24 protein-coding genes are annotated in these 19,983 nt (G+C 65.7%); 11 read left to right on the top strand and 13 right to left on the bottom strand.

Annotated features, from left to right (window positions below; translation table 11 throughout):
- Positions 1-39: 39 nt before the first annotated feature.
- Positions 40-876 carry a tyrosine-protein phosphatase gene (locus tag ACSYG9_RS00670; RefSeq protein ID WP_440125384.1) on the top strand — a complete coding sequence of 279 codons (837 nt, stop codon included), beginning with the start codon at positions 40-42 and terminating at the stop codon, positions 874-876.
- An 85-nt stretch (positions 877-961) separates the two neighbouring features.
- A complete protein-coding gene (locus ACSYG9_RS00665) occupies positions 962-1,768 on the top strand; it encodes a tyrosine-protein phosphatase (protein ID WP_440127490.1) in 807 nt (268 codons plus the stop codon).
- Between the two features lie 10 nt (positions 1,769-1,778).
- Here ACSYG9_RS00665 and ACSYG9_RS00660 read toward each other — a convergent pair whose 3' ends face one another.
- The 8 genes from ACSYG9_RS00660 to ACSYG9_RS00625 form a co-directional block, all read right to left on the bottom strand.
- A complete protein-coding gene (locus ACSYG9_RS00660) occupies positions 1,779-2,075 on the bottom strand; it encodes a VanZ family protein (RefSeq protein ID WP_440127489.1) in 297 nt (98 codons plus the stop codon).
- A 99-nt stretch (positions 2,076-2,174) separates the two neighbouring features.
- The gene (locus ACSYG9_RS00655; RefSeq protein WP_440125383.1) at positions 2,175-2,579 is read right to left on the bottom strand and encodes a DUF1707 SHOCT-like domain-containing protein; all 405 of its coding nucleotides are present in this window, start codon (positions 2,577-2,579) and stop codon (positions 2,175-2,177) included.
- A gap of 77 nt (positions 2,580-2,656) precedes the next feature.
- Positions 2,657-3,031 carry a DUF1707 SHOCT-like domain-containing protein gene (locus tag ACSYG9_RS00650; RefSeq protein ID WP_440125382.1) on the bottom strand — a complete coding sequence of 125 codons (375 nt, stop codon included), beginning with the start codon at positions 3,029-3,031 and terminating at the stop codon, positions 2,657-2,659.
- A 38-nt stretch (positions 3,032-3,069) separates the two neighbouring features.
- Positions 3,070-3,327, bottom strand: a complete 258-nt coding sequence (locus tag ACSYG9_RS00645) for a hypothetical protein (protein WP_440125381.1) — start codon at positions 3,325-3,327, stop codon at positions 3,070-3,072.
- Positions 3,328-3,433: 106 nt separating this feature from the next.
- The gene (locus ACSYG9_RS00640) at positions 3,434-5,227 is read right to left on the bottom strand and encodes an ATP-binding protein (RefSeq protein ID WP_440125380.1); all 1,794 of its coding nucleotides are present in this window, start codon (positions 5,225-5,227) and stop codon (positions 3,434-3,436) included.
- 120 nt (positions 5,228-5,347) lie between these two features.
- Complete coding sequence (locus ACSYG9_RS00635) at positions 5,348-6,817, bottom strand: condensation domain-containing protein (protein WP_454840710.1); 1,470 nt, start codon at positions 6,815-6,817, stop codon at positions 5,348-5,350.
- Between the two features lie 6 nt (positions 6,818-6,823).
- Entirely contained in the window at positions 6,824-7,237 is a 414-nt protein-coding gene (locus ACSYG9_RS00630; protein WP_440125378.1) for a SufE family protein, read from the bottom strand.
- The gene (locus tag ACSYG9_RS00625; protein ID WP_440125377.1) at positions 7,234-8,127 is read right to left on the bottom strand and encodes a rhodanese-like domain-containing protein; all 894 of its coding nucleotides are present in this window, start codon (positions 8,125-8,127) and stop codon (positions 7,234-7,236) included. The genes ACSYG9_RS00630 and ACSYG9_RS00625 overlap by 4 nt, the downstream gene beginning before the upstream one ends.
- A gap of 62 nt (positions 8,128-8,189) precedes the next feature.
- On the opposite strand from ACSYG9_RS00625, the gene ACSYG9_RS00620 reads away from it, so the two are divergent.
- Positions 8,190-8,582, top strand: coding sequence for a group III truncated hemoglobin (locus tag ACSYG9_RS00620; protein ID WP_440125376.1), 393 nt, complete (start codon positions 8,190-8,192; stop codon positions 8,580-8,582).
- A gap of 74 nt (positions 8,583-8,656) precedes the next feature.
- Here ACSYG9_RS00620 and ACSYG9_RS00615 read toward each other — a convergent pair whose 3' ends face one another.
- Genes ACSYG9_RS00615 through ACSYG9_RS00600 form a run of 4 tightly spaced genes read right to left on the bottom strand, consistent with a single transcriptional unit; the run spans position 8,657 to position 11,848 of the window.
- Complete coding sequence (locus ACSYG9_RS00615) at positions 8,657-9,235, bottom strand: hypothetical protein (protein ID WP_454840707.1); 579 nt, start codon at positions 9,233-9,235, stop codon at positions 8,657-8,659.
- Entirely contained in the window at positions 9,228-9,890 is a 663-nt protein-coding gene (locus ACSYG9_RS00610; RefSeq protein ID WP_440125374.1) for a Maf family nucleotide pyrophosphatase, read from the bottom strand. Before ACSYG9_RS00610 ends, ACSYG9_RS00615 begins: the two co-directional genes overlap by 8 nt.
- A gap of 3 nt (positions 9,891-9,893) precedes the next feature.
- Positions 9,894-10,211 (bottom strand): acyl-CoA carboxylase subunit epsilon, encoded by a 318-nt coding sequence (locus ACSYG9_RS00605; RefSeq protein ID WP_454840705.1) that lies wholly within the window; start codon positions 10,209-10,211, stop codon positions 9,894-9,896.
- Complete coding sequence (locus ACSYG9_RS00600) at positions 10,208-11,848, bottom strand: carboxyl transferase domain-containing protein (protein WP_440125372.1); 1,641 nt, start codon at positions 11,846-11,848, stop codon at positions 10,208-10,210. Before ACSYG9_RS00600 ends, ACSYG9_RS00605 begins: the two co-directional genes overlap by 4 nt.
- 117 nt (positions 11,849-11,965) lie before the next feature.
- Here ACSYG9_RS00600 and ACSYG9_RS00595 point away from each other — a divergent pair, with 117 nt between their 5' ends.
- From ACSYG9_RS00595 to ACSYG9_RS00580, 4 genes are read left to right on the top strand one after another with little or no spacing between them, the layout of a single operon-like run.
- Positions 11,966-12,814 carry a biotin--[acetyl-CoA-carboxylase] ligase gene (locus ACSYG9_RS00595; protein WP_454840703.1) on the top strand — a complete coding sequence of 283 codons (849 nt, stop codon included), beginning with the start codon at positions 11,966-11,968 and terminating at the stop codon, positions 12,812-12,814.
- Positions 12,815-12,837: 23 nt separating this feature from the next.
- A complete protein-coding gene (locus ACSYG9_RS00590; RefSeq protein ID WP_440125370.1) occupies positions 12,838-13,401 on the top strand; it encodes a PH domain-containing protein in 564 nt (187 codons plus the stop codon).
- A 48-nt stretch (positions 13,402-13,449) separates the two neighbouring features.
- Positions 13,450-14,133 carry a response regulator gene (locus tag ACSYG9_RS00585; RefSeq protein ID WP_169685797.1) on the top strand — a complete coding sequence of 228 codons (684 nt, stop codon included), beginning with the start codon at positions 13,450-13,452 and terminating at the stop codon, positions 14,131-14,133.
- Positions 14,134-14,146: 13 nt separating this feature from the next.
- On the top strand, positions 14,147-15,454 hold the full coding sequence (locus ACSYG9_RS00580; RefSeq protein ID WP_440125369.1) for an ATP-binding protein: 1,308 nt from the start codon (positions 14,147-14,149) through the stop codon (positions 15,452-15,454).
- An 8-nt stretch (positions 15,455-15,462) separates the two neighbouring features.
- Here ACSYG9_RS00580 and ACSYG9_RS00575 read toward each other — a convergent pair whose 3' ends face one another.
- Positions 15,463-15,948, bottom strand: coding sequence for a GtrA family protein (locus ACSYG9_RS00575; protein WP_440127488.1), 486 nt, complete (start codon positions 15,946-15,948; stop codon positions 15,463-15,465).
- Positions 15,949-16,198: 250 nt separating this feature from the next.
- Between ACSYG9_RS00575 and ACSYG9_RS00570 the strand changes: the two genes are divergently transcribed.
- The 4 genes from ACSYG9_RS00570 (at position 16,199) to ACSYG9_RS00555 (ending at position 19,902) form a co-directional block, all read left to right on the top strand.
- Complete coding sequence (locus tag ACSYG9_RS00570; RefSeq protein WP_454840700.1) at positions 16,199-17,470, top strand: 5-(carboxyamino)imidazole ribonucleotide synthase; 1,272 nt, start codon at positions 16,199-16,201, stop codon at positions 17,468-17,470.
- Between the two features lie 23 nt (positions 17,471-17,493).
- The gene (purE, locus tag ACSYG9_RS00565) at positions 17,494-17,997 is read left to right on the top strand and encodes a 5-(carboxyamino)imidazole ribonucleotide mutase (RefSeq protein ID WP_440127487.1); all 504 of its coding nucleotides are present in this window, start codon (positions 17,494-17,496) and stop codon (positions 17,995-17,997) included.
- A gap of 11 nt (positions 17,998-18,008) precedes the next feature.
- The gene (locus ACSYG9_RS00560) at positions 18,009-19,187 is read left to right on the top strand and encodes a DUF7134 domain-containing protein (protein WP_440125367.1); all 1,179 of its coding nucleotides are present in this window, start codon (positions 18,009-18,011) and stop codon (positions 19,185-19,187) included.
- A gap of 82 nt (positions 19,188-19,269) precedes the next feature.
- The gene (locus ACSYG9_RS00555; RefSeq protein ID WP_454843053.1) at positions 19,270-19,902 is read left to right on the top strand and encodes a response regulator; all 633 of its coding nucleotides are present in this window, start codon (positions 19,270-19,272) and stop codon (positions 19,900-19,902) included.
- Positions 19,903-19,983 lie beyond the last annotated feature (81 nt).

Genomic DNA, 19,983 nt, shown 5'->3' with positions numbered 1-19,983 from the left:
GTGCTGCTGGATCGGATCATGTTGCGTAACTTGGGTGGCATGACCGATGCCGTGGATGCGACCGATGTCACGCCGACTTTTGCGGTTCCGTCGCTCGTCAACCTCCGAGACATCGGTGGCCGAGCGAGCTCGTTCGGTGGTGTCATTCGCACCGGTGTGGTCTTTCGCTCGACAGCGTTGGTCGATCTCACCGACACCGATATCGATGTGCTCACCTCGCTGCAGATTTCAGCTGTGTACGACCTCCGGACGGCTGAGGAACGTGAGCGGCGCCCGGACCGGCTACCCGGCGGCGCGAAACTCATCGGTCTCGATGTGCTCGCGGATCGTCCGACGGGCTCGGTCGCGGGATCCCTCGCCGACGTGGTCGCCGACCCTGCTGCTGCCGCAACTCATCTGGGGGACGGGCGCGCCGAGCAACATCTGCTCGGCACCTACCGAGAACTCATCACCCTGCAGAGTGCAGTGACCTCGTACCGTCAGCTGTACACCGGTATCGCCCACGGAGATGTTCCGGCGCTCATTCACTGCACCGCAGGCAAGGATCGCACGGGTTGGGCCGCCGCAGCGCTGCTCATGTTCGCCGGCGCGACCGAGCAGGACGTCTTCGACGACTACATGTTGACGAATGAGATGCTGCTACCAGAGTTCGAAGAGATGTTCGCCAGGTTCGAAGCCGCCGGTGGCGACCGTGCTCTGTTTCTCCCACTGCTCGGGGTTCAGCGCGCTTATCTCGAGAGTGCTTTCGACGAGGCGCTCCGTCGGTACGGCACGATCGACGAGTATTTCGCAGCCGGACTAGGACTCGACGACGACAGCCTGCAGGCATTGCGCACCCGGATGATCGACACCGAGGGCCATTCCGGCCGGGGGTGATGCCCGGTGTGGCAAGCGGCTACCGAATGTCCCCGCCGGCGGTAGCTTGTTGCGTATGACCGATGAGGTGGGCAATGACCCCGGTATGGCGGCTTTCGCGGTTCCTTCGTTGGCCAACCTACGGGACATCGGAGGCAGCGCCAGCAGTTTCGGTGGGACGATCCGCACCGGAGTGGTGTTCCGGTCCACAGATCTGAGTGCCGTCACCGACACCGATCTGGACGTCCTCACCGAGCTGAAGATCACCACCGTGTTCGACCTGAGAACGGTGGACGAACGTGATCAGGCTCCGGACAGATTGCCACCCGGAGCAAAGGGTGTGGACCTCGATGTCCTCGCCGACAAGGATGCGGGGTCGATTGCTGCTGCAATGGGCGACCTGGTGGCCGATCCAGTGCAAGCAGTGCGCGGATTCGGAGGTGGGAGGGGGGAACAGTTTCTCCTCGAGACGTACCGCGACCTCGTCACGCTGTCGAGCGCGCAGTGTTCGTATCGGAGGATGTTCCTCGATATCGCAATGGGCGACGTTCCCGCGCTCATCCACTGCACCACCGGAAAGGATCGGACCGGTTGGGCAGCCGCAGCGCTGCTCATGTTCGCCGGGGCGACAGAGGAAGACGTCTTCGACGACTACATGCTGACGAACGAGTTGCTGCTTCCGAAGTTCGAGGAGATGTTCGTACATTTCGAGAAGCTCGGCGGAGATCGCTCGCTGCTCGTCCCGTTGCTCGGGGTCGAGCGCAAATACCTCGAAGCAGCCGTCGACGAGGCGCTGCGTCGATACGGCACTATCGACGAGTACTTCGCGTCGGGTCTCGGACTCGACGACGACAGCCTGCAGACATTGCGTACCCGGATGATCGACACCGAGAACGCCCGGACTGTCGAATAGGGCTGGTGGTCTACTGCGTCCGACCGGCACGAACTCGCCGACCGATACCGGCGGCGATCGCAAGGCCGAGGGCGATACCCACCAGATCGGCGCACCAGTCCCATACCGACCCGGACCGTCGCACTGCGACCGTGGACTGCAGGATCTCGGTGACGATCCCGTAGACCGCGAGCCACGCCACAGTGATGACAGGGGAGATGCGGGCGTATCGAGAGCAGTAGGCCAGCACGGCGAACATCAGTGCGTGCGTGACCTTGTCGGTATGAGGCGGGCCACTGGGGACGGTGCCGCCGGGTGTGAGCAGCATGAAGGTGATGGTGACGGTGGCGAGCACCAACGGGACGACGCGATACGAGACACCCCGGAACGGGAAACGACAGCGATAGCGGGACGTACAGGCCACGGGTCAGTTCTTCTTCTTTTCCTTCTCGGGCTTGTCGTCATCGTCGTCTCGTCCCGCATACAGGACGATCGATACGGCCGGAACGAGAAGGAACCAGAGCCACGTGTCGAATGCGAAGAACAGCACCAGGGCCAGGAGCGGCGTAAGGCCCATCACGATCTCTCGCCAATGATCGAGGGTGCCCGATGCACTGTCCTTCTCCCGCACGGTCTCCGGCACGTTTGCCGTTACTGTGGGGAGATCGGTGAACAAGATCTCGAGTTCCCCGCGGGTGGTCGCAGACGTAGCCTGCGCGCTCCGTTCCTCGAACTCGGACAGGTTGAGGCGGCCGTGGCTGAAATGCTCGCCCAGCAGATTCAACGCTTCGGCCCGCTCGTTGTCGCCGATGCGGATTTCGGGGGAGTCCATGATCAGAGCCTAGATCACGACTTTCCTGCTCAGTGCTCGCTGCCGTGGCGAAATCGTCCCGTTGGTCGGCCCGGCGGTCACCCGGTTCCGGAATCTCGCATCAGTCGCAGTCCGCGCCTGACGACCATGAACAGGATTACGAAACCCAGCAATATGGCAATCGGATGGCGGACCGCCATCATGATGACCAGTGCCACGAGTGCGAATGGAACCAGCGTGAGGAGGTCGGTGGCGACGTTTCCCGCCGCGGGTGTGTGCAGGAACGACGGTGCCGACGGCAGGTCGGAGAACAACGGAACGAGATCGGCACGAGTGACGGCCTGTGTCGCAAGCGCGACTCGATCGTCGAACTCGACGAGTGACAGCCGACCGGCCGAGAAGTGTTCACCGAGCAACGCGATCGCTTCTTCGCGCTCCGCGGTGCCGATCCGGATCTCGGGCAGTTCGGCCATACGCCCAGAGTAGTAGGAGCCGGGCGAGGGGGGTGGGATCACTCACCGCGCACGGTCAGGCCCAGCCCTCCCTCAGCGAATCGCGCGACTGCAGCACGGGCCGCCTCCAATGCGTCGGTGTGGCCGTCGATCGCGGTCCCGCTCAACGCTCCGTCGGGCGCCAGCGTGAGGGTTGCCTGCACATCGGCGGTCGTCGCCTCGCACACCGACCAGCTGTACGCGGTGTCGTCGGCCCACGCCTCGTGCTCACGCGCGAGGAGGTACCAGTTGCCTGCGTTGATCTCGACAGGTTCCATCAGATGCTCTCCGAACTGCTGTGGTGGAGAAAACGACGGCGCCCGATCCCCGGGGTGGGGAGGGGCGCCGTCGACCTTGCTCGGCGTGTGACCGCTCAGCGCGTCATCACTTGAGCTCGGCGAGGACCGTTCCCTGGGTGATGGCTGCACCCGGCTCCACCGACAGACCGGTGACGACACCGGCCTTGTGTGCGGTGACCGGGTTCTCCATCTTCATGGCCTCGAGCACTGCAATGAGGTCGCCCTCGGCGACTTCCTGTCCCTCGGCGACCGCGACCTTGACGACGGTGCCCTGCATCGGAGCGGTCACCGCATCGCCCGACGCCTTGCCGCCGCCTGCGCCACCGCGCTTGCGAGCCTTCGGCTTCTTGCGGATGACGCCTGCAGCGCCTCCGCCGTTGCCGCTGAGCGAGAACTGACCGGGCAGCGACACCTCGACGCGACGACCGCCGACCTCGACGACCACGTTCTGACGCGGCAGTGTCTCGTCCTCGTCATCTGCTGCGCCGGACCCGGAGAACGGCTCGATGGTGTTGTCCCACTCGTTCTCGATCCACTTGGTGTAGACGTCGAACTTCTCGCCGTCACCGATGAACGCCGGGTTCTCGACGATGTGGCGGTGGAACGGGATGACCGTGGCGAGGCCGTCGACCTCGAACTCGGCGAGGGCGCGGGCGGCGCGCTGCAGCGCCTGCTCGCGGTTCTCGCCGGTGACGATCAGCTTGGCGAGCATCGAGTCGAACTGGCCGCCGATGACGTCGCCCTGGACGACACCCGAGTCGACGCGCACGCCGGGGCCCGTCGGCTCCTTGTAGACGGTGATGGGGCCGGGGGCGGGCATGAAGCCGCGACCGGCGTCCTCGCCGTTGATGCGGAACTCGAAGGAGTGACCGCGCGGCGTCGGGTCCTCGGTCAGCTCGAGCTTCTCGCCGTTGGCGATACGGAACTGCTGGCGCACGAGATCGATGCCTGCGGTCTCCTCGGTGACCGGATGCTCGACCTGCAGGCGGGTGTTGACCTCGAGGAACGAGACCGTGTCGCCCTGCACCAGGTACTCGACGGTGCCCGCGCCGTAGTAGCCGGCTTCCTTGCAGATGGCCTTGGCGGACGCGTGGATGCGACCACGCTGGTCGTCCGTGAGGAACGGCGCGGGAGCCTCTTCGACGAGCTTCTGGAAGCGGCGCTGCAGCGAGCAGTCGCGCGTGCCCGCGACGATGACGTTGCCGTGCTGGTCTGCGATGACCTGTGCTTCGACGTGGCGGGCTTTGTCGAGGTACTGCTCGACGAAGCACTCGCCTCGACCGAAGGCGGCAATGGCCTCGCGGGTGGCGGACTCGAACAACTCGGGGATCTCTTCGATGGTCTGCGCGACCTTCATGCCGCGACCGCCACCACCGAAGGCCGCCTTGATGGCGACGGGTACGCCGTACTGCTTGGCGAACTCGACTACCTCGTCGGCGTTCTTGACCGGGTCCTTGGTGCCTGCTGCCATCGGAGCGTTGGCGCGTTCGGCGATGTGGCGTGCCGTCACCTTGTCGCCCAGGTCGCGGATGGACTGCGGCGAGGGGCCGATCCAGATCAGACCCGCGTCGATGACCGCCTGCGCGAAGTCGGCGTTCTCGGAGAGGAAGCCGTAGCCGGGGTGGATCGCGTCGGCGCCGGACTTGGCCGCGGCGTCGAGGATCTTGTCGAACACCAGGTAGGACTCGGCCGAGGTCTGGCCACCGAGGGCGAACGCCTCGTCTGCGAGCTTCACGAACTGTGCGTCTGCGTCGGGTTCGGCGTAGACCGCGACACTTCCGTAGCCTGCGTCCTTGGCGGCTCGGATGACCCGCACAGCGATCTCGCCGCGGTTCGCGACAAGCACCTTCGAGATCTGCGCGCTGGCATGACTGGGCACGGAGCCTCCTGTTGATCGATCGTTAGGTTATTTCCGTCGTCGGCAGTCTAAGCGCCAATCGGATAGACGATGTAACCGGATGGCCTCTACACACTACGGCGCATACTCGAACGCACAATGCTACTGACCAGTAGCTGGAAAGCCCGCGTTCTCCAGGTCGGGCGCCCACGGTCCGGATGTGTTGAGTCGTTCCATGAGCAGGCGGATTCGTTCCAGGAATCGCGGAACGTTCGTCGTCGCCTCGGGATTGTCGGGGAATCTGGCAGAGACGTTGATGCCCTCGGGCGTCCGATTGATCCATACATAGACGTCGTGCGTGTAACTGCGGCTGCGCAGCGCCCGGGCGTTCGCTTCCGGCCATTGGGCCGCCATGGGCACGAACCGGACGTCCATATACGACACGAGAAACCGAGGACGGATCGGTACGCCGAGCAATTCAGCGACCCTGTCGAACGGAATGCGCGCACTCGCGCGGGTGCGTCGCAACTCCTGTGCTGCACGGCTGGCGAGGGCGACGAAACCGGGCGAACCACCGAGGTCGAGATCGATCGGCCGGAGACCGACGAACCACCCCAGAGAACCGGCCCACATCGGTCCGGTCCGGGTATGCGAGGGGACGACGGTGCGAAAGTGGTCGGCGTCCGTGAGGTCCGTGGTGGCCTGAGCGAAACACGCCAGCACCCCTGAGAAGAACCCGGCGTCGGCGTCACGGCATCGTTCCGAGAACCGGGTCGCATCCTCGCTGTCGAACCATCGCTCGGACAGACGTTCCTGGGGTGAGGTCCTGGTGGTGCGTCGGCCGATCGGCAGCGGGAACTCCGGCATCGCGCCTCCGCTCTCCTGCAGCGTGGTGCGCCAGATCCGCACCGCCTCGTGATCGATGTCGAGGTCGCTGGCGTCGGCACGCTCGGAGGCTCCGAAATCGATGTAACTGCCGACGGGAAACAGATCGGCCGGTCGGCCGGTCCTTTCTTCCTCGTACAGTGCCGTGATCTCGTGCGCCACGAGCACGATGGAGTAGCCGTCGATGATCGAGTGATCGGCTCCGAAGAACACCGTGAAGACCCGGTCGGTGCCCCGTTCGCTCTGCCCACCTGATTCCTCGTGCGAATCGGCGGGTTCGTGGGTCAGTGTCGCGAAGACATACGCGGGCCACAGCTGGGGTGTCGTGTAGTCGTCGTACAACAGATGGAGCTGAGTCCGGATGGTGGCGGAATCTGCCGGGTCGTGTTGCACCCGCCGCACCGCAACCTTTCCGGGTGGTGCCGTCCGGCGGATCAGCGCGCTGGCCGGATTGTCCTTCGAGGTGAACGTCGCTTGACTACGCAGGGGCTCATGACGGTCGATCCACCGTTGGAGGGCACGACCGAATACCTCCGGGTCGAGTGGGCCCGCAATCTCGAAAGCGGTGCCCAGCCACGATTCCCGGCCCTGGCCGGTCCGCGGATCAGCAGACCGGCGCAGGTGCGCCTCGTGGATGTACGACGCCGGACGAGGATCCTGACGCCAAGCATCTTCCGCGGCGCAGGGCAACCACTCGGTCAAGGTCCCCGCCGGGATGGAATAGTCGGCGAGCTCCGTGAACTCCATGGACTTTCAGGCCCGCAGATGCCGCTTGATACGCGCGAGCATCGCGCTCATGCCGCGAAGCCGCAGCGGACTGACCGCGTCGGCCAGACCGAGATCGGAGTAGAAGTCGTCAGGGACGTCGAGGATCTCCTGTGCGCTGAGGCCGTCGAGTCCCTGGTGCAGGATCGACGCGAAACCACGCGTGGTGGGTGCCTCGGCGGGCGCACTGAAATGAAGCTTCACGTGCGCCCGGTCGGCTGCGTCGACGGAAAGGAACAGGGGTGACTGGCATTCGGGGACCGGCTCCATCGCTGCTTCCTCGAGTTCGGCAGGCAGCGGAGGCAACTCACGGCTGAACTCGAGGAGTAACTGGAGTTTGTCCTGGCCCTCGACGGCGGCGAAGTCGTCCACGATCTCGGCGAGCTGTGCGGGGATACTCATGACGCCGGGAGGATTCCAGGCTCCTCGCCGCGGGCGATCGGGACGCGCACGGCGTTGCCCCACTCGGTCCACGAACCGTCGTAGTTCCGCACATTGGGGTAGCCGAGCAGATGAGTCAGCACGAACCAGGTGTGGCTCGACCGCTCACCGATGCGGCAGTACGCGACGATGTCGTCGTCCTTGCTGATACCTGCATAGATCTCGTCGAGTTCGCTGCGCGAACGGAATCGACCGTCGGGCGCCGCGGCCTTCGCCCACGGGATCGATACCGCGGTGGGGATGTGACCACCGCGCAGCGCGCCTTCCTCCGGGTAGTCGGGCATATGGGTGCGCTCACCGGTGTACTCCTGCGGCGACCGGACATCCACCAGCGGACCCTTGCCCAGGTGGTCGAGCACGTCGTCCTTGAAAGCCCGTATGGGAGCGTCGTTGCGCTCGACGACGGGGTAGCCGCTGGTCGTCGTGACGGGAATGTCGAGGGTGGTGTCGCGGTTCTCGGAGATCCACGCGTCGCGGCCGCCGTCGAGCAGGCGGACATCCTCGTGACCGAACAGTGTGAACACCCACAGTGCGTATGCGGCCCACCAATTGGACTTGTCGCCGTAGATCACGACCGTGTCGGTGCGCCGGATCCCCTTGCGGTCCATGAGCGCGGCGAACGCGGCACCGTCGATGTAGTCGCGAGTGACCGGATCGTTGAGGTCGAGATGCCAGTCGATCTTCACCGCGCCGGGAATGTGCCCGACGTCGTAGAGAAGCACGTCCTCGTCGGATTCGACGACCTTCACCTCGGGGTGGCCCAGATGAGCGGACAGCCACTCGGAGGACACGAGACGGCCGGGATCTGCGTAGGCAGCGAAGGAAGTGTGGGGATCGGGCGCGACGGGCACAGGGGCTCCTGAGGCAGTGGTGGCAGGTGCGTCGTCGATTCTAAGCGGTACCTTCGGTGGGTGTGACCTCCAGTCGACCCCACCGCGCCGAGCTGTCGTCGCGTGCCGACATCGACCGGCTGGTGAAGCTCTTCTACGAACGGGCGATGGCAGACCCTCTGCTGGCCCCGGTGTTCGAGGTGCTCGCGATCGTCGGCCTCGACGAGCACCTCGTGGTCGTCGGTGATTTCTGGGAACAGATCCTCTTCCGCACGTCGCGTTACGAGGGGGCGTTCACTCCCGTTCACCGTGCATTGCACGGGAAATACGGGCTCACTCCCGAGCGTTTCGAGCGCTGGCGCGAGCTGTGGCACGACTCGGTCGACGAGCTCTTCATCGGCGTCGACGCCGACCGAGCGAAGTCGAAAGCGGACGCCATGGCCGCGGCACTGCGACGCTCGACGATCGGGGTGTGATCGGCCACGACTTCGGTGCAGCGGACTCGAAGGACGGCAACCGAGGGCGAGGGCGTTGGCGCGCGATCGGTAGGTCAGTCGTCGTCTTCCATTGCGGCGAGCACATACTCCGCGAACCACGGGTTGTGGGACCGAGCATGCGAGTGGCCGTCGCTATCGGTCAGCAGCGCGGCAAGGGGTCCGATCGTCGACTCGTCGAGCGGCAGCGTGAAGAACTGATCGTCGGCGCCCTCGTCGGAGAGGAACCAGTCGATCGCCACGGCGTCCCCTTCCGCAGCCGCATTCTCGACCGGCCGGAAACGCAGTAGCGGGTAGCGCAAGGGGAGTTCGTCGAGCCGACATCCGAGTTGTCGAAGCAGAGCGGAGGTCGAGGTGACCATCACGGTGTGGTAGTCGACCGTCTCGCCGTTCTCGGTGTACTGGTCGACGTAGAGCACATCGAGCGCCCCGAGGCCGAGCGAGAACAGGCGGGTCGTTCCGGAGGGTGCGTCGACGGCCGGGAAGCAGCGCAACGTCCACTTTTCGCCCGCGACCGAATCCGGATCGTCGAATGCGGTGGCAAGGTAGCCTGCGACGAGATCGACGACCACCTCGAAGAACGGTTCCGCTCGGAGGCGCTCGAAGCTTTCTTCCGTCGCGCTGCGGTCACTCATCGGCGAAGGAGTTCGAGGACCAGAGGTCTGCGACGGAGACCCCGACATCGAGGAGGAGGCGCCGGACGAGAGGCAGGCCGATCCCGATCACCGACGACGGATCGCCTTCGATACCGTCGATGAACCAGCCACCGAGACCGTCGAGTGTGAACGCTCCGGCGACTTCGAGCGCCTCACCGGTCGCGAGATAGGCTTCGAGGTCGGCATCGGACGGAGTGCCGAAACGCACGGTCGTGCCGGAATGGTCGTCGACCTGCGAGACGATCTGCCCGCCGCGTGCACGCAGCACACTGTGCCCGGTCAGCAATTCTGCGCTGTGCCCGGACATTCGCTTCCAGCGGGCCCGGGCCACGTCGACGGTGCCGGGTTTTCCCTGGAGCTTCCCGTCGAACAACAGCATCGAATCGCAGCCGATCACCACGAGATCCTCGTGTTGGTCACGGGCGCGGCCGTCTGCGGTGAGTGCACGAAAGACGTCGGTTGCCTTGGCACGGGCCAGTGTGGTGACCACAGCTTCGGGTGCCGCGGCGGGGCCGAGTTCCGCGATGAGCGCGTCCTCGTCGACCTCGGACACCTGTACGAACGGCTCGACCCCGGCGCCGCGTAGCACGGACAACCGTGCCTGCGACGCCGAGGCGAGGACCAAACGGGGCATGGATCAGCCGCGGTTGGGGTAGGAGTACGGCGAGAACGGCGCCCACTGCCTGTGCATCCGGGTGGGTGCCCCCCATGTCTCCGGCGGTTTTCCGTCGCCCTCAGGCACACTGCCTGCGCTCGCGGCCGCGAGCACTGTGACCAACGCTGCCACATCGGCGTCGGTCGGGTTTCCCTTCACGATGCGGATCGCGGGCGCGTCGGAGGTCGCTGCAGGCTCCGGGCCCGAAGCCGCCGAGGTCTCGGTGCCCTCGAGGGCACCGTCGGTCACGGCGGTCAGCTCTGCGTCAGTGATGATCTTTTCCTCGGTCAGCGCGGTCACAGCGGAATGTTCCCATGCTTCTTCGGCGGGAGCGAGACCATCTTGCGCTCGAGGAGCCGCAGTGCGGACACGATCTGGCCGCGGGTATGCGACGGCGGGATGACCGCGTCGACGTAACCGCGCTCTGCCGCGACGTACGGGTTCACGAGAGTGTCCTCGTACTCGTTCTGCAGTTCGAGGCGCAGTGCGTCGACGTCCTGACCGTTCGCGGCGGCCTCCTTGAGCTTGCCGCGGTACACGAATCCGACGGCACCGGAGGCGCCCATGACGGCGATCTGCGCGGTCGGCCAGGCGAGGTTCACGTCTGCGCCCATATGCTTCGAACCCATCACGTCGTACGCTCCGCCGTAGGCCTTGCGGGTGATGACGGTGATCTTGCCGACGGTCGCTTCGCCGTATGCGTAGAGGAGCTTCGCGCCGCGGCGGATGATGCCGTTGTACTCCTGCTCGGTGCCGGGGAGGAAGCCCGGGACGTCGACCAGCGTGATGATCGGGACGTTGAACGCGTCGCAGGTGCGCACGAAGCGGGCAGCCTTCTCGGAGGCATCGATGTCGAGGCAGCCGGCGAACTGCATCGGCTGGTTGGCGACGATGCCGACGCTGCGGCCGTCGACGCGACCGAAGCCGACGATGACGTTCTGGGCGCGCTCGGCCTGAACCTCGAGGAACTCGTCGTCGTCGAGGAGACGACGGATGACCTCATGCATGTCGTACGGCTGGTTCGCCGAATCCGGGATGATCGTGTCGAGTTCGAGATCCTCGTCGGTGAGTGAGTCCTCGATGGCGCCGACGATCGGGTCCGTCGGCGCCATGCGCGGCGTCGCAGCCTGATTGTTCGACGGCAGATAGGAGAGCAGATCCTTGACGTAGTCGAGGGCGTCCTGCTCGTCGCTGCCGACGTAGTGGGCGACACCCGACTTGACCATGTGGGTGTGGGCGCCACCGAGATCTTCCATGGTGACGTCTTCGCCGGTGACGGTCTTGATGACATCGGGGCCCGTGACGAACATCTGGCTGGTCTGGTCGACCATCACCACGAAGTCGGTGAGGGCAGGGGAGTAGACGTGCCCACCGGCGGCGGGGCCCATGATCAGTGAGATCTGTGGGATCACGCCGGAGGCCTGCACGTTGCGGTGGAAGATCTCGCCGTAGAGGCCGAGGGAGACGACGCCTTCCTGGATGCGAGCGCCTGCGCCTTCATTGATGCCGATCAGCGGTCGGCCGGTGCGCAGTGCCAGGTCCATCACCTTGACGATCTTCTCGCCGTAGACCTCACCGAGGCTGCCGCCGAAGACGGTCGCGTCCTGGGAGAACACACAGACATCGCGACCGTCGACGGTGCCGTAGCCGGTGACGACGCCGTCACCGATGGGACGGTTGTCGGCGAGGCCGAAGTTGGTGCTGCGGTGGCGGGCAAGCGCATCGATCTCGACGAACGAGCCTTCGTCGAGGAGCGCGGTAATGCGCTCGCGGGCGGTCATCTTGCCTTTGGCGTGGACCTTCTCGATGGCTGCTTCACCGACCGGAGCCTGAGCCTTGGCCTGGCGTTCGCGCAGGTCTGCCAGCTTACCGGCGGTGGTGTGGATATCGGGCGTACTCGCCGCCTCGGGCGCGGACGGCTCCTGGACAGTGGTCATGGGCAGTCAGCTTAGCGATCGTCAATCTGCGCCGCCGCACGGAGGTCCGTGTGCGTTGAATTATTGAACTGGAGCTACCCGCCAGTAGTTGTTTTCGGCCACTTTAGGCTGGGGCGCATGCCCCGCAACCCCGAATTGCCCGATGATTCCGACCTGCGTGTTCCGCTCGACGTATCGCAGCTGCGACACGTGCTGGTGGACGGCGCAGAAGGTGACGACGGGTTCTACGAACGCGTCGACGTCGTCGACGAAACAGGGTCGACGAACGCCGATCTGCTCGCCGAGGCCGCATCCGGCGACCGTCGCGTTCTGCTCGCCGAGTTCCAGAGCGGAGGACGCGGACGGCACTCGCGCGCCTGGAACGGAATTCCCCGGGCACAGGTGATCGTGTCGGTGCTGCTGAAACTGCCTGGTGTAGCCCTTGCCGATCTCGGTTGGCTTCCGCTGCTCACCGGTATCGCGATCGTCGACGCCGTCCGTGAAGTCACCGGTGTTCCGGCAGAGCTCAAGTGGCCCAATGACGTCCTCGTCGACGACCATAAGCTTGCAGGCATCCTCGTCGAAGTGGCGTCGACAGCCCCTGTTCCCACAGTCATCGTCGGTGTGGGGCTCAACGTCACGCTCACCGAGGACGAACTGCCCGTACCCACTGCGACGTCACTGCTGCTCGCCGGCGCACACGAACTCGATCGCACGAGGCTCGCAGAGGCTCTGCTGGCTTCGTTCGCCGAACGCATCCGGCAGTGGGAACGGCACGGCTGGGATCCCACGGTCGCCGCGGACGCGTACCGGGATCGATGCAGCACCCTCGGCAGGCGGGTACGCGCAATCCTGCCCGGGGACGCAGAACTGCACGGCAGGGCCGTGAACATCGACGAGGAGGGTCGCATCGTCATCCAACCGGACGGAGAAGGTGAGCCTGTCGCGGTGGCCGCGGGCGACATCACGCACCTGCGGCCGGTGTAGACCGGTGTGCCATCGTGGTGTCCATGGGATACCCGGAGGACGCGCTCGCACCGGATGAGAATCTGCTGCTCCACCGGCATCCGCACGCGAAGATGCTGATCGTTCCGGTCGTCGTATTCCTGCCGGCCACGGCCGTCACAGGATTCCTGGTCGGGCTTGCACAGACCCGCCTCGACGGCGGCGCATCCGCAGCCGTGGTGGTAGCGGTGCTGGTGTTGTGGGCGATCCTCGTGGGGTGGCGATGTGTCGCCCCCTTGATTCGGTGGCTGACCACCCATTTCATCGTCACGGATCGGCGGGTGCTCGTGCGTCAGGGCGTGATCACTCATACCGGCATCGACATCCCGATGGGGCGCATCAGCAACGTGCAGTTCCGGCACGGCCTCGTCGACCGGATCCTGCGCACAGGCACGCTCGTGGTGGTCTCGGCCGCTGACGACCCCCTCGAATTCGACAACATTCCCGACGTCCAGAAGGTGCACACCCTGCTGTACCGGACGGCGTTCGAGGCACAGGACGATTCCCCCACCGGCCGTCCCGCGGCGCAACCTTCCGGCGAAGGTGGGGGACATCGCAAGGCATGGTGACTGGCGTGGTGATCCGGTTTCGCGTCGGCCTGTCCGTAGGCTGAGCGAGTGACTGCCGTTCTGCTAGCGGAAGACGATGAAGCAATCGCTGCGCCTCTGTCCCGAGCGCTGGGGCGTGAGGGCTACGACGTGACCGTCGAGGCCACCGGCCCCCGAGCGCTCGAACAAGCGCTTTCCGGGAACTACGAGTTGCTGATCCTCGACCTCGGGTTGCCGGGCATGGACGGCCTCGAAGTGTGCCGTCAGATCAGAGCGAATCGTTCCGACCTGGCGGTGCTGATGCTCACAGCGCGCACCGACGAGGTCGATTTCGTGGTGGGGCTCGACGCAGGCGCCGACGACTATGTCGGTAAGCCGTTCCGGCTCGCCGAACTGATGGCGCGAGTACGCGCGCTGCTGCGCCGCCGCGGCGGCGGTGACGCGGACGAAGTTGTCGAGGTCTCCGGGATCCGCCTCGAACGCGCAGCGCGGCGTGTTCTCGTCGACGGCTCCGAGGTGACCCTTGCGAACAAGGAGTACGAACTCCTGCGTGTCCTGCTCGAGCATGCCGGGCAGGTCGTCTCGCGCGACGCAATTCTCGACGAGGTGTGGGGCGACGCAGATCTCCGAGGTTCGAAGACCCTCGACATGCACATGTCGTGGCTGCGTCGGAAGATCGGCGACGAGGGGCCGGCCGGGGAACGACGCATCGCGACCGTCCGCGGGGTCGGTTTCCGGCTGAACACCGACTAGAAGGGGCCCGACGGTGCGCAGGCGCATCCTCAATGCCGTTCTGGCTGCGGTGCTGCTCGTCGCTCTTCTGCTGGGGATCCCACTCGCTTTCACCGCTTATCTGTTCGTGGAGGACACCACACGCAGAGACCTCCGAGATCGGCTCGAGCGGATGTCGGACGAGATCATTGCGCAGGAAGGCACGGACGGCCTCGTGGTGGGAGGACTCGATACCGGTTCGTTGCGGCTTCTCGTACCCGACGGCGGACGCGTGGTCGTGGTCTATCCCACTCCTGAGAACGAGGCAGCGCGCCTCGACATCGGTGACGCCACCCCGGAGAATCCCCTCGTCGAGTCCTTGTCGATGGGTACCTCCGGGTCGCTGCGGATCGAGGCCCCCTCCGAGAGCATGCGCACGCTGCAACGGCAGGTGCTCGCCGCGGTCGGCTTCCTGGTCCTGTTGTCCGTTGCAGTAGGGGCGCTGGTGGCGGTGGCTACCGCCAGACGGCTGGCCTTCCCGCTGCGTGATGTGGCCGCGCGCGCAGCCAGGCTCGCCGAGGGAGACTTCAAACCGGTGCCGCAGCGTCATTCCATCGCAGAGCTCGACCGGGTCTCGGATGTGCTCGACTCCGCTGCGGTGGAGATCTCGGGGCGCCTGCAACGCGAGCATGCGCTGGTCGGCGACGTCTCCCATCAACTCCGCTCCCGCATGACCGCGATCCGCCTTCGACTCGACGAGCTGTCCACGCACGAGGATCCGACAGTGGTCGAGGAGGCCGAGGCGGCGATGGCTCAGGTCGACCGCCTCACCACAGCCATCGCCGGGCTCGTGCGTCAGTCTCGGAACAGCGGAGCCGAATTACGGACCGAAGTCTCCGTGGTAGGTGAGCTTGCGGGCGTGATCGCCGACTGGCGCGGTCCGTACCACGATGCAGATCGCGATCTGGTCCTTCGGGGTGACCCGTCCTTGCGCTCGTCCGTGACTGCATCGCGTCTGCGTGAAGCGGTCGCTGTCCTCGTCGACAACGCTCTTGCTCACGGCGGCGGCACGTGCACGGTATCCGTGCGGCATGTCGCGATGCGGGGGGATTCGACTGTGTGCGTCGAAGTCAGCGACGAAGGCGACGGCGTCAGCGACGACCTCGTGCCGCACATCTTCGATCGAGGTTTCTCAGGGCGAGGATCGACCGGGGTCGGACTCGCGCTCGCTCGTGCACTCGCGGAAGCAGACGGTGGGCGACTCGAATTGCAGCGACGACGACCAGCCCTGTTCGCGTTGTTCCTCGGCGCGGCGCGCGACTGGACGTCGGTGCACATGGACGGAGTCCGGGAACCGAGGTGAGAGGGCGGTCAGGTCCGGTCGAGGTCGGGCTTGTCCAATTCGTCCACCGTGTGCACATCCGGGACGGTTTCGTCGGGGAACACGAATCGCTTGAAACAGTAGAAGCGGAAGAACATCTGCAGCAGGTTTCCGATGAGGTACGCGCTGACGAAGTCGGCAATGTTCTCGACGGCGAGGCTGACCTCGGGTACACGCAGGTTGAAGACGTAACTCGAGATCCACAGCGGAATGAAGCTGAGAACCACCCCGATTCCGCTGACGAAGAAGAACAGGAACGCTTCGTGCGCGCGTTCTCGTCCCCCGCGGTTTCGGAACGACCATTCGCGGTTGAGGATGTACGAGCAGATCACTGCGACCACACCGGCGATGATCTTCGCGGTGACGGGCTTCTCCGAGAGCACCGTCAGCTTCAAGGTGTAGAAGATCCCGGAGTCGATCAAAAAGGTCGTACCTCCGACGATCGCGAACTTGATGAGTTCGCGGTGACGCAACATCAGCTCCCGTAATGGTGCGGGAAAGCGGCTCAGAGCATCATCGACGACGGACACTCGGCCGAGTCTACGAAACGTGGAGCGATTTCCACGAACTACATCGAAAATTTTCAGACTTACCACAGGAAAGTGACGATTCGGAATATTCGTCCCGAAATGTTCGCCGGGCCGCGAAAGTGGCGGGTCCCGCGACTCGGGGGCGGCTTGCTGCCCTGTCACGACGGCGCTCCGGCCTGTGACACCATTGTCAGCTGTGACCGGTAGACCTGACTCGCTCCCCAGATCCGACTCTCCCCGCGCGCTGACTGCGGGGATGCCCGTCGTGACGATGATCGGCGGTGGCCAGCTCGCGCGGATGACGCATCAGGCCGCGATCGCGCTCGGCCAGACGCTGCGTGTACTCGCGGGCAGTGAGGACGAACCGGCCGCTCAGGTGAGCCCCCACCTCGTAATCGGCAGCCACGACGATCTCGACGCGCTGCGGCGCGCCGCCACCGGTGCCCACGCGCTGACCTTCGACCATGAAGGCGTTCCGACCGAACACCTCGAAGTTCTGCAGAGCGAGGGCGTCGCCGTACTGCCTCCGCCGCAAGCGCTGATCTTCGCGCAGGACAAGATCGCGATGCGCAAGCGGCTCGGCGCGTTCGGTGCGCCCATGCCGAAGTTCGCGGAGATCACCTCGACCGGCGACCTCGCCTCGGCTCGGGAACACCTCGGATGGCCGTTCGTGCTCAAGGCCGCCCGCGGCGGGTACGACGGCCGCGGGGTGTGGATCATCGACGACGAGGCCGAACTGGAGCGGATCGTCTCGGAACAACTCGATCGCGGCGTGCCGCTGCTCGCGGAGGAGAAGGTGGCATGGCGTCGGGAGCTGTCGGCGATGGTCGCCCGCTCGCCGTTCGGGCAGGGTGCAAGCTGGCCGGTCGTGGAGACTGTGCAACGAGACGGCCAGTGCTCCGTCGTGATCGCACCGGCACCGGGTCTGCCCGCGCACGTTGCGGCTGACGCAGAGCAGCTTGCGTTGCGGATCGCAGGTGAGCTCGGCGTGGTCGGTGTGATGGCCGTCGAACTGTTCGAGACCCAGGCCGGTGAGTTGATCGTCAACGAACTCGCGATGCGCCCGCACAACTCGGGGCACTGGGGAATGGACGGTGCGCGAACGGGCCAGTTCGAGCAGCACCTGCGCGCGGTGCTCGACTACCCTCTCGGCGACACGACCCCCCTCGCCCCCGTCGTGGTGATGGCCAACGTCCTCGGCGCGCCGGAAGCTCCGGCGATGAGCATGGACGAGCGACTCCATCATCTGTTCGCCCGGATGCCCGACGTGCGTGTACACCTCTACGGCAAGGGTGAACGCAAGGACCGCAAGATCGGGCACGTCAACCTGCTCGGCGACCCGTCCGGCTCACTCGACGACGCCGAGTACGTCGCAGCGGTTCGGGAACGAGCCGAACGTGCCGCGCATTGGCTCTCGCACGCACAGTGGACCGACGGCTGGAACGAACACACGGGAGAATCAGAGTGACAGACACGGCACAGGAAACCGCGATGACGCAAGGCGCACAGGTCGGCCTGATCATGGGCAGCGATTCGGATTGGCCCACGATGGAAGCCGCTGCTGAGGCGCTCGCCGAGTTCGGTGTCCGATTCGAGGTCGGTGTCGTCTCCGCCCACCGGACCCCCCAGCGCATGCTCGATTATGCGAAGGACGCCGCCGGTCGCGGGATCAAGGTCATCATCGCCGGCGCCGGCGGTGCAGCCCACCTGCCGGGGATGGTGGCGTCCGCGACCCCGCTGCCCGTGATCGGGGTTCCGGTTCCGTTGAAGTACCTCGACGGAATGGACTCGCTGCTATCGATCGTGCAGATGCCTGCTGGGGTTCCCGTGGCCACCGTGTCGATCGGCGGCGCACGTAACGCCGGACTGCTCGCGGCCCGCATTCTCGGGACTGCCGACCCGGCGCTGCGTGAACGCATGGAGCAGTTCCAGGCCGGACTCGAGAGCATGGTGCTCGACAAGGACGAGGCGTTGCGGCGCAAGCTGCTCGGCTGACGGTGTGATCCGTGCAGACCGCCTCGATGATCGAACGTTGGCAATGGTGGAGTCGTGGCCGCGTGCTCGCCGTCGACTCGGTCATCGCCGGCCTGGTCACGGCGTTCGGATTGCTCGTCGTGGCGACCTCGGATCTGGAGTGGAGTGATGCGGCGCTCGTCCTCGCGCTGAGTGTGCCTCTGGCCTGGCGCCGTACCCGTCCCGTGCTCGGGGGCGCGATCGTGGCCGCTGCGGCGTTCGGTCACCTCGCGGTGTCCTCGGACATGTCGCCGGTGGCGCCGGTCGCGGTGCCCATGGCGGTGTATGCGCTCGCTGCGTATGCCCCGCGCTTGTGGGCCAGCATCGCCCTGGTGGCAGCGGTGACCGGGGGAGCGCTGGCCGGGATCCGGTTCTTCGGGCAGTACGAAGGGCGCACCCTCGTCGATACGGTTGCCTCGGCGACGATGGTGGCACTGTTCGTGGGCGGGGTTTGGGCATTCGGTCGTCTCCGGGGTCTGCGGGTGCGGGAGATGGAAGCCCTCACCGAACGCAACCGATTGCTCGAGGTCGAACGACTCAAGGAAGCCGAACTCGCCGCTACTCAGGAACGCACCCGCATCGCGCGGGAGATGCACGACATCGTCGCGCATTCGCTCACCGCGATCATCGCGCAGGCCGACGGTGGCCGGTACGCAGCGTCCGCCGACCCGGATGCGGCAGCGACCGCACTCACGACGATCTCCGAAACGGGTCGACGGGCGCTGACCGACATGCGATCGCTGCTGTCGGTACTGCGAGAGGAGGCGCCGCGTGAATTCACCACGACACCGGGTATCTGCGACATCCCCACGCTCGTCGAACAGATACGCACGAGCGGCCTGGAAGTGACGCTCGCTGTGACAGGGGAGATCCGTGATGTCTCGGACGGCCTGGGCCTGTCCGTCTACCGGATCGTGCAGGAATCCCTCACGAACGTCCTCAAACATGCCGGGCCTCGCGCTCACACCGAGGTGACCCTCGACTGGCGCACCGACACGCTCGTCGTCGAGATCGTCGACGACGGGCGCGGCGCCGCCGCACTCGTGGAAGCTCGGCCGGGGGGACAGGGTCTGACCGGTATCGAAGAGCGTGCTCGGCTGCACGGCGGTCGCTCGATCACCGGGCCACGGGAAGGCGGTGGCTATCGGGTCCGTGCTGAGGTCCCGGCATAGGCTGGCCGTCGTGATCGAATTCGCCGACCCCATTCGCGTCGCACTCGTCGACGATCAGCAGCTCGTGCGCGCGGGCTTCCGTATGGTGCTCGAGTCGCAACCCGACATCGACGTTGTCGCCGAGGCCTCCGACGGCGAGGCTGCGGTCGTCGAACTCGGTCGGGTGCGCGCCGACGTGGTCCTCATGGACGTCCAGATGCCGCGGCTCGACGGTATCTCCGCAACCCGCGCCCTGCTGGGCGCTCCGGATGCCCCGAAAGTTGTGGTGCTCACCACGTTCGACAACGACGACTACGTCGTTCAGGCCATCGCTGCCGGCGCGAGCGGTTTCCTCCTCAAGGACGCCCTTCCGGAGGACCTGCTCGATGCAGTGCGGACGGTGCACCGGGGCGATGCTGTCATGGCACCGCGCGCGACACGTCGTCTGCTGCAGCACGTCACCCCGCTGTTGGGAGACGGGCAATCGAGTTCTGCTGCAGCAGTGTCAGTTTCGGATGATCTCACGCCTCGTGAACTCGAAGTTCTCGTCGCGATGGCTCACGGGCTGACCAACACCGAGATCGCTGACCGGTTCGTGCTGTCGGCGGGAACCGTGAAGACCCACGTGGGTAGGGTTCTGGCGAAGACCGGTTCACGCGATCGGGTCCAGGCAGTGCTGTTCGCATTCCGGGCCGGTCTGGTGCGGCCCGACGAGCTGCTCGGAGCGAATGAGTAGGACCGTGGTCGGATCTGCGTCGTAGGTCGGTACCACCGCGGTCCGAGGGCGGCGTGGGCAAGATGGAGCTGCGCTCCGATG

Source organism: Rhodococcus sp. SJ-2, from assembly GCF_053750035.1.
This window is presented reverse-complemented; position numbering and strand designations above follow the sequence as displayed.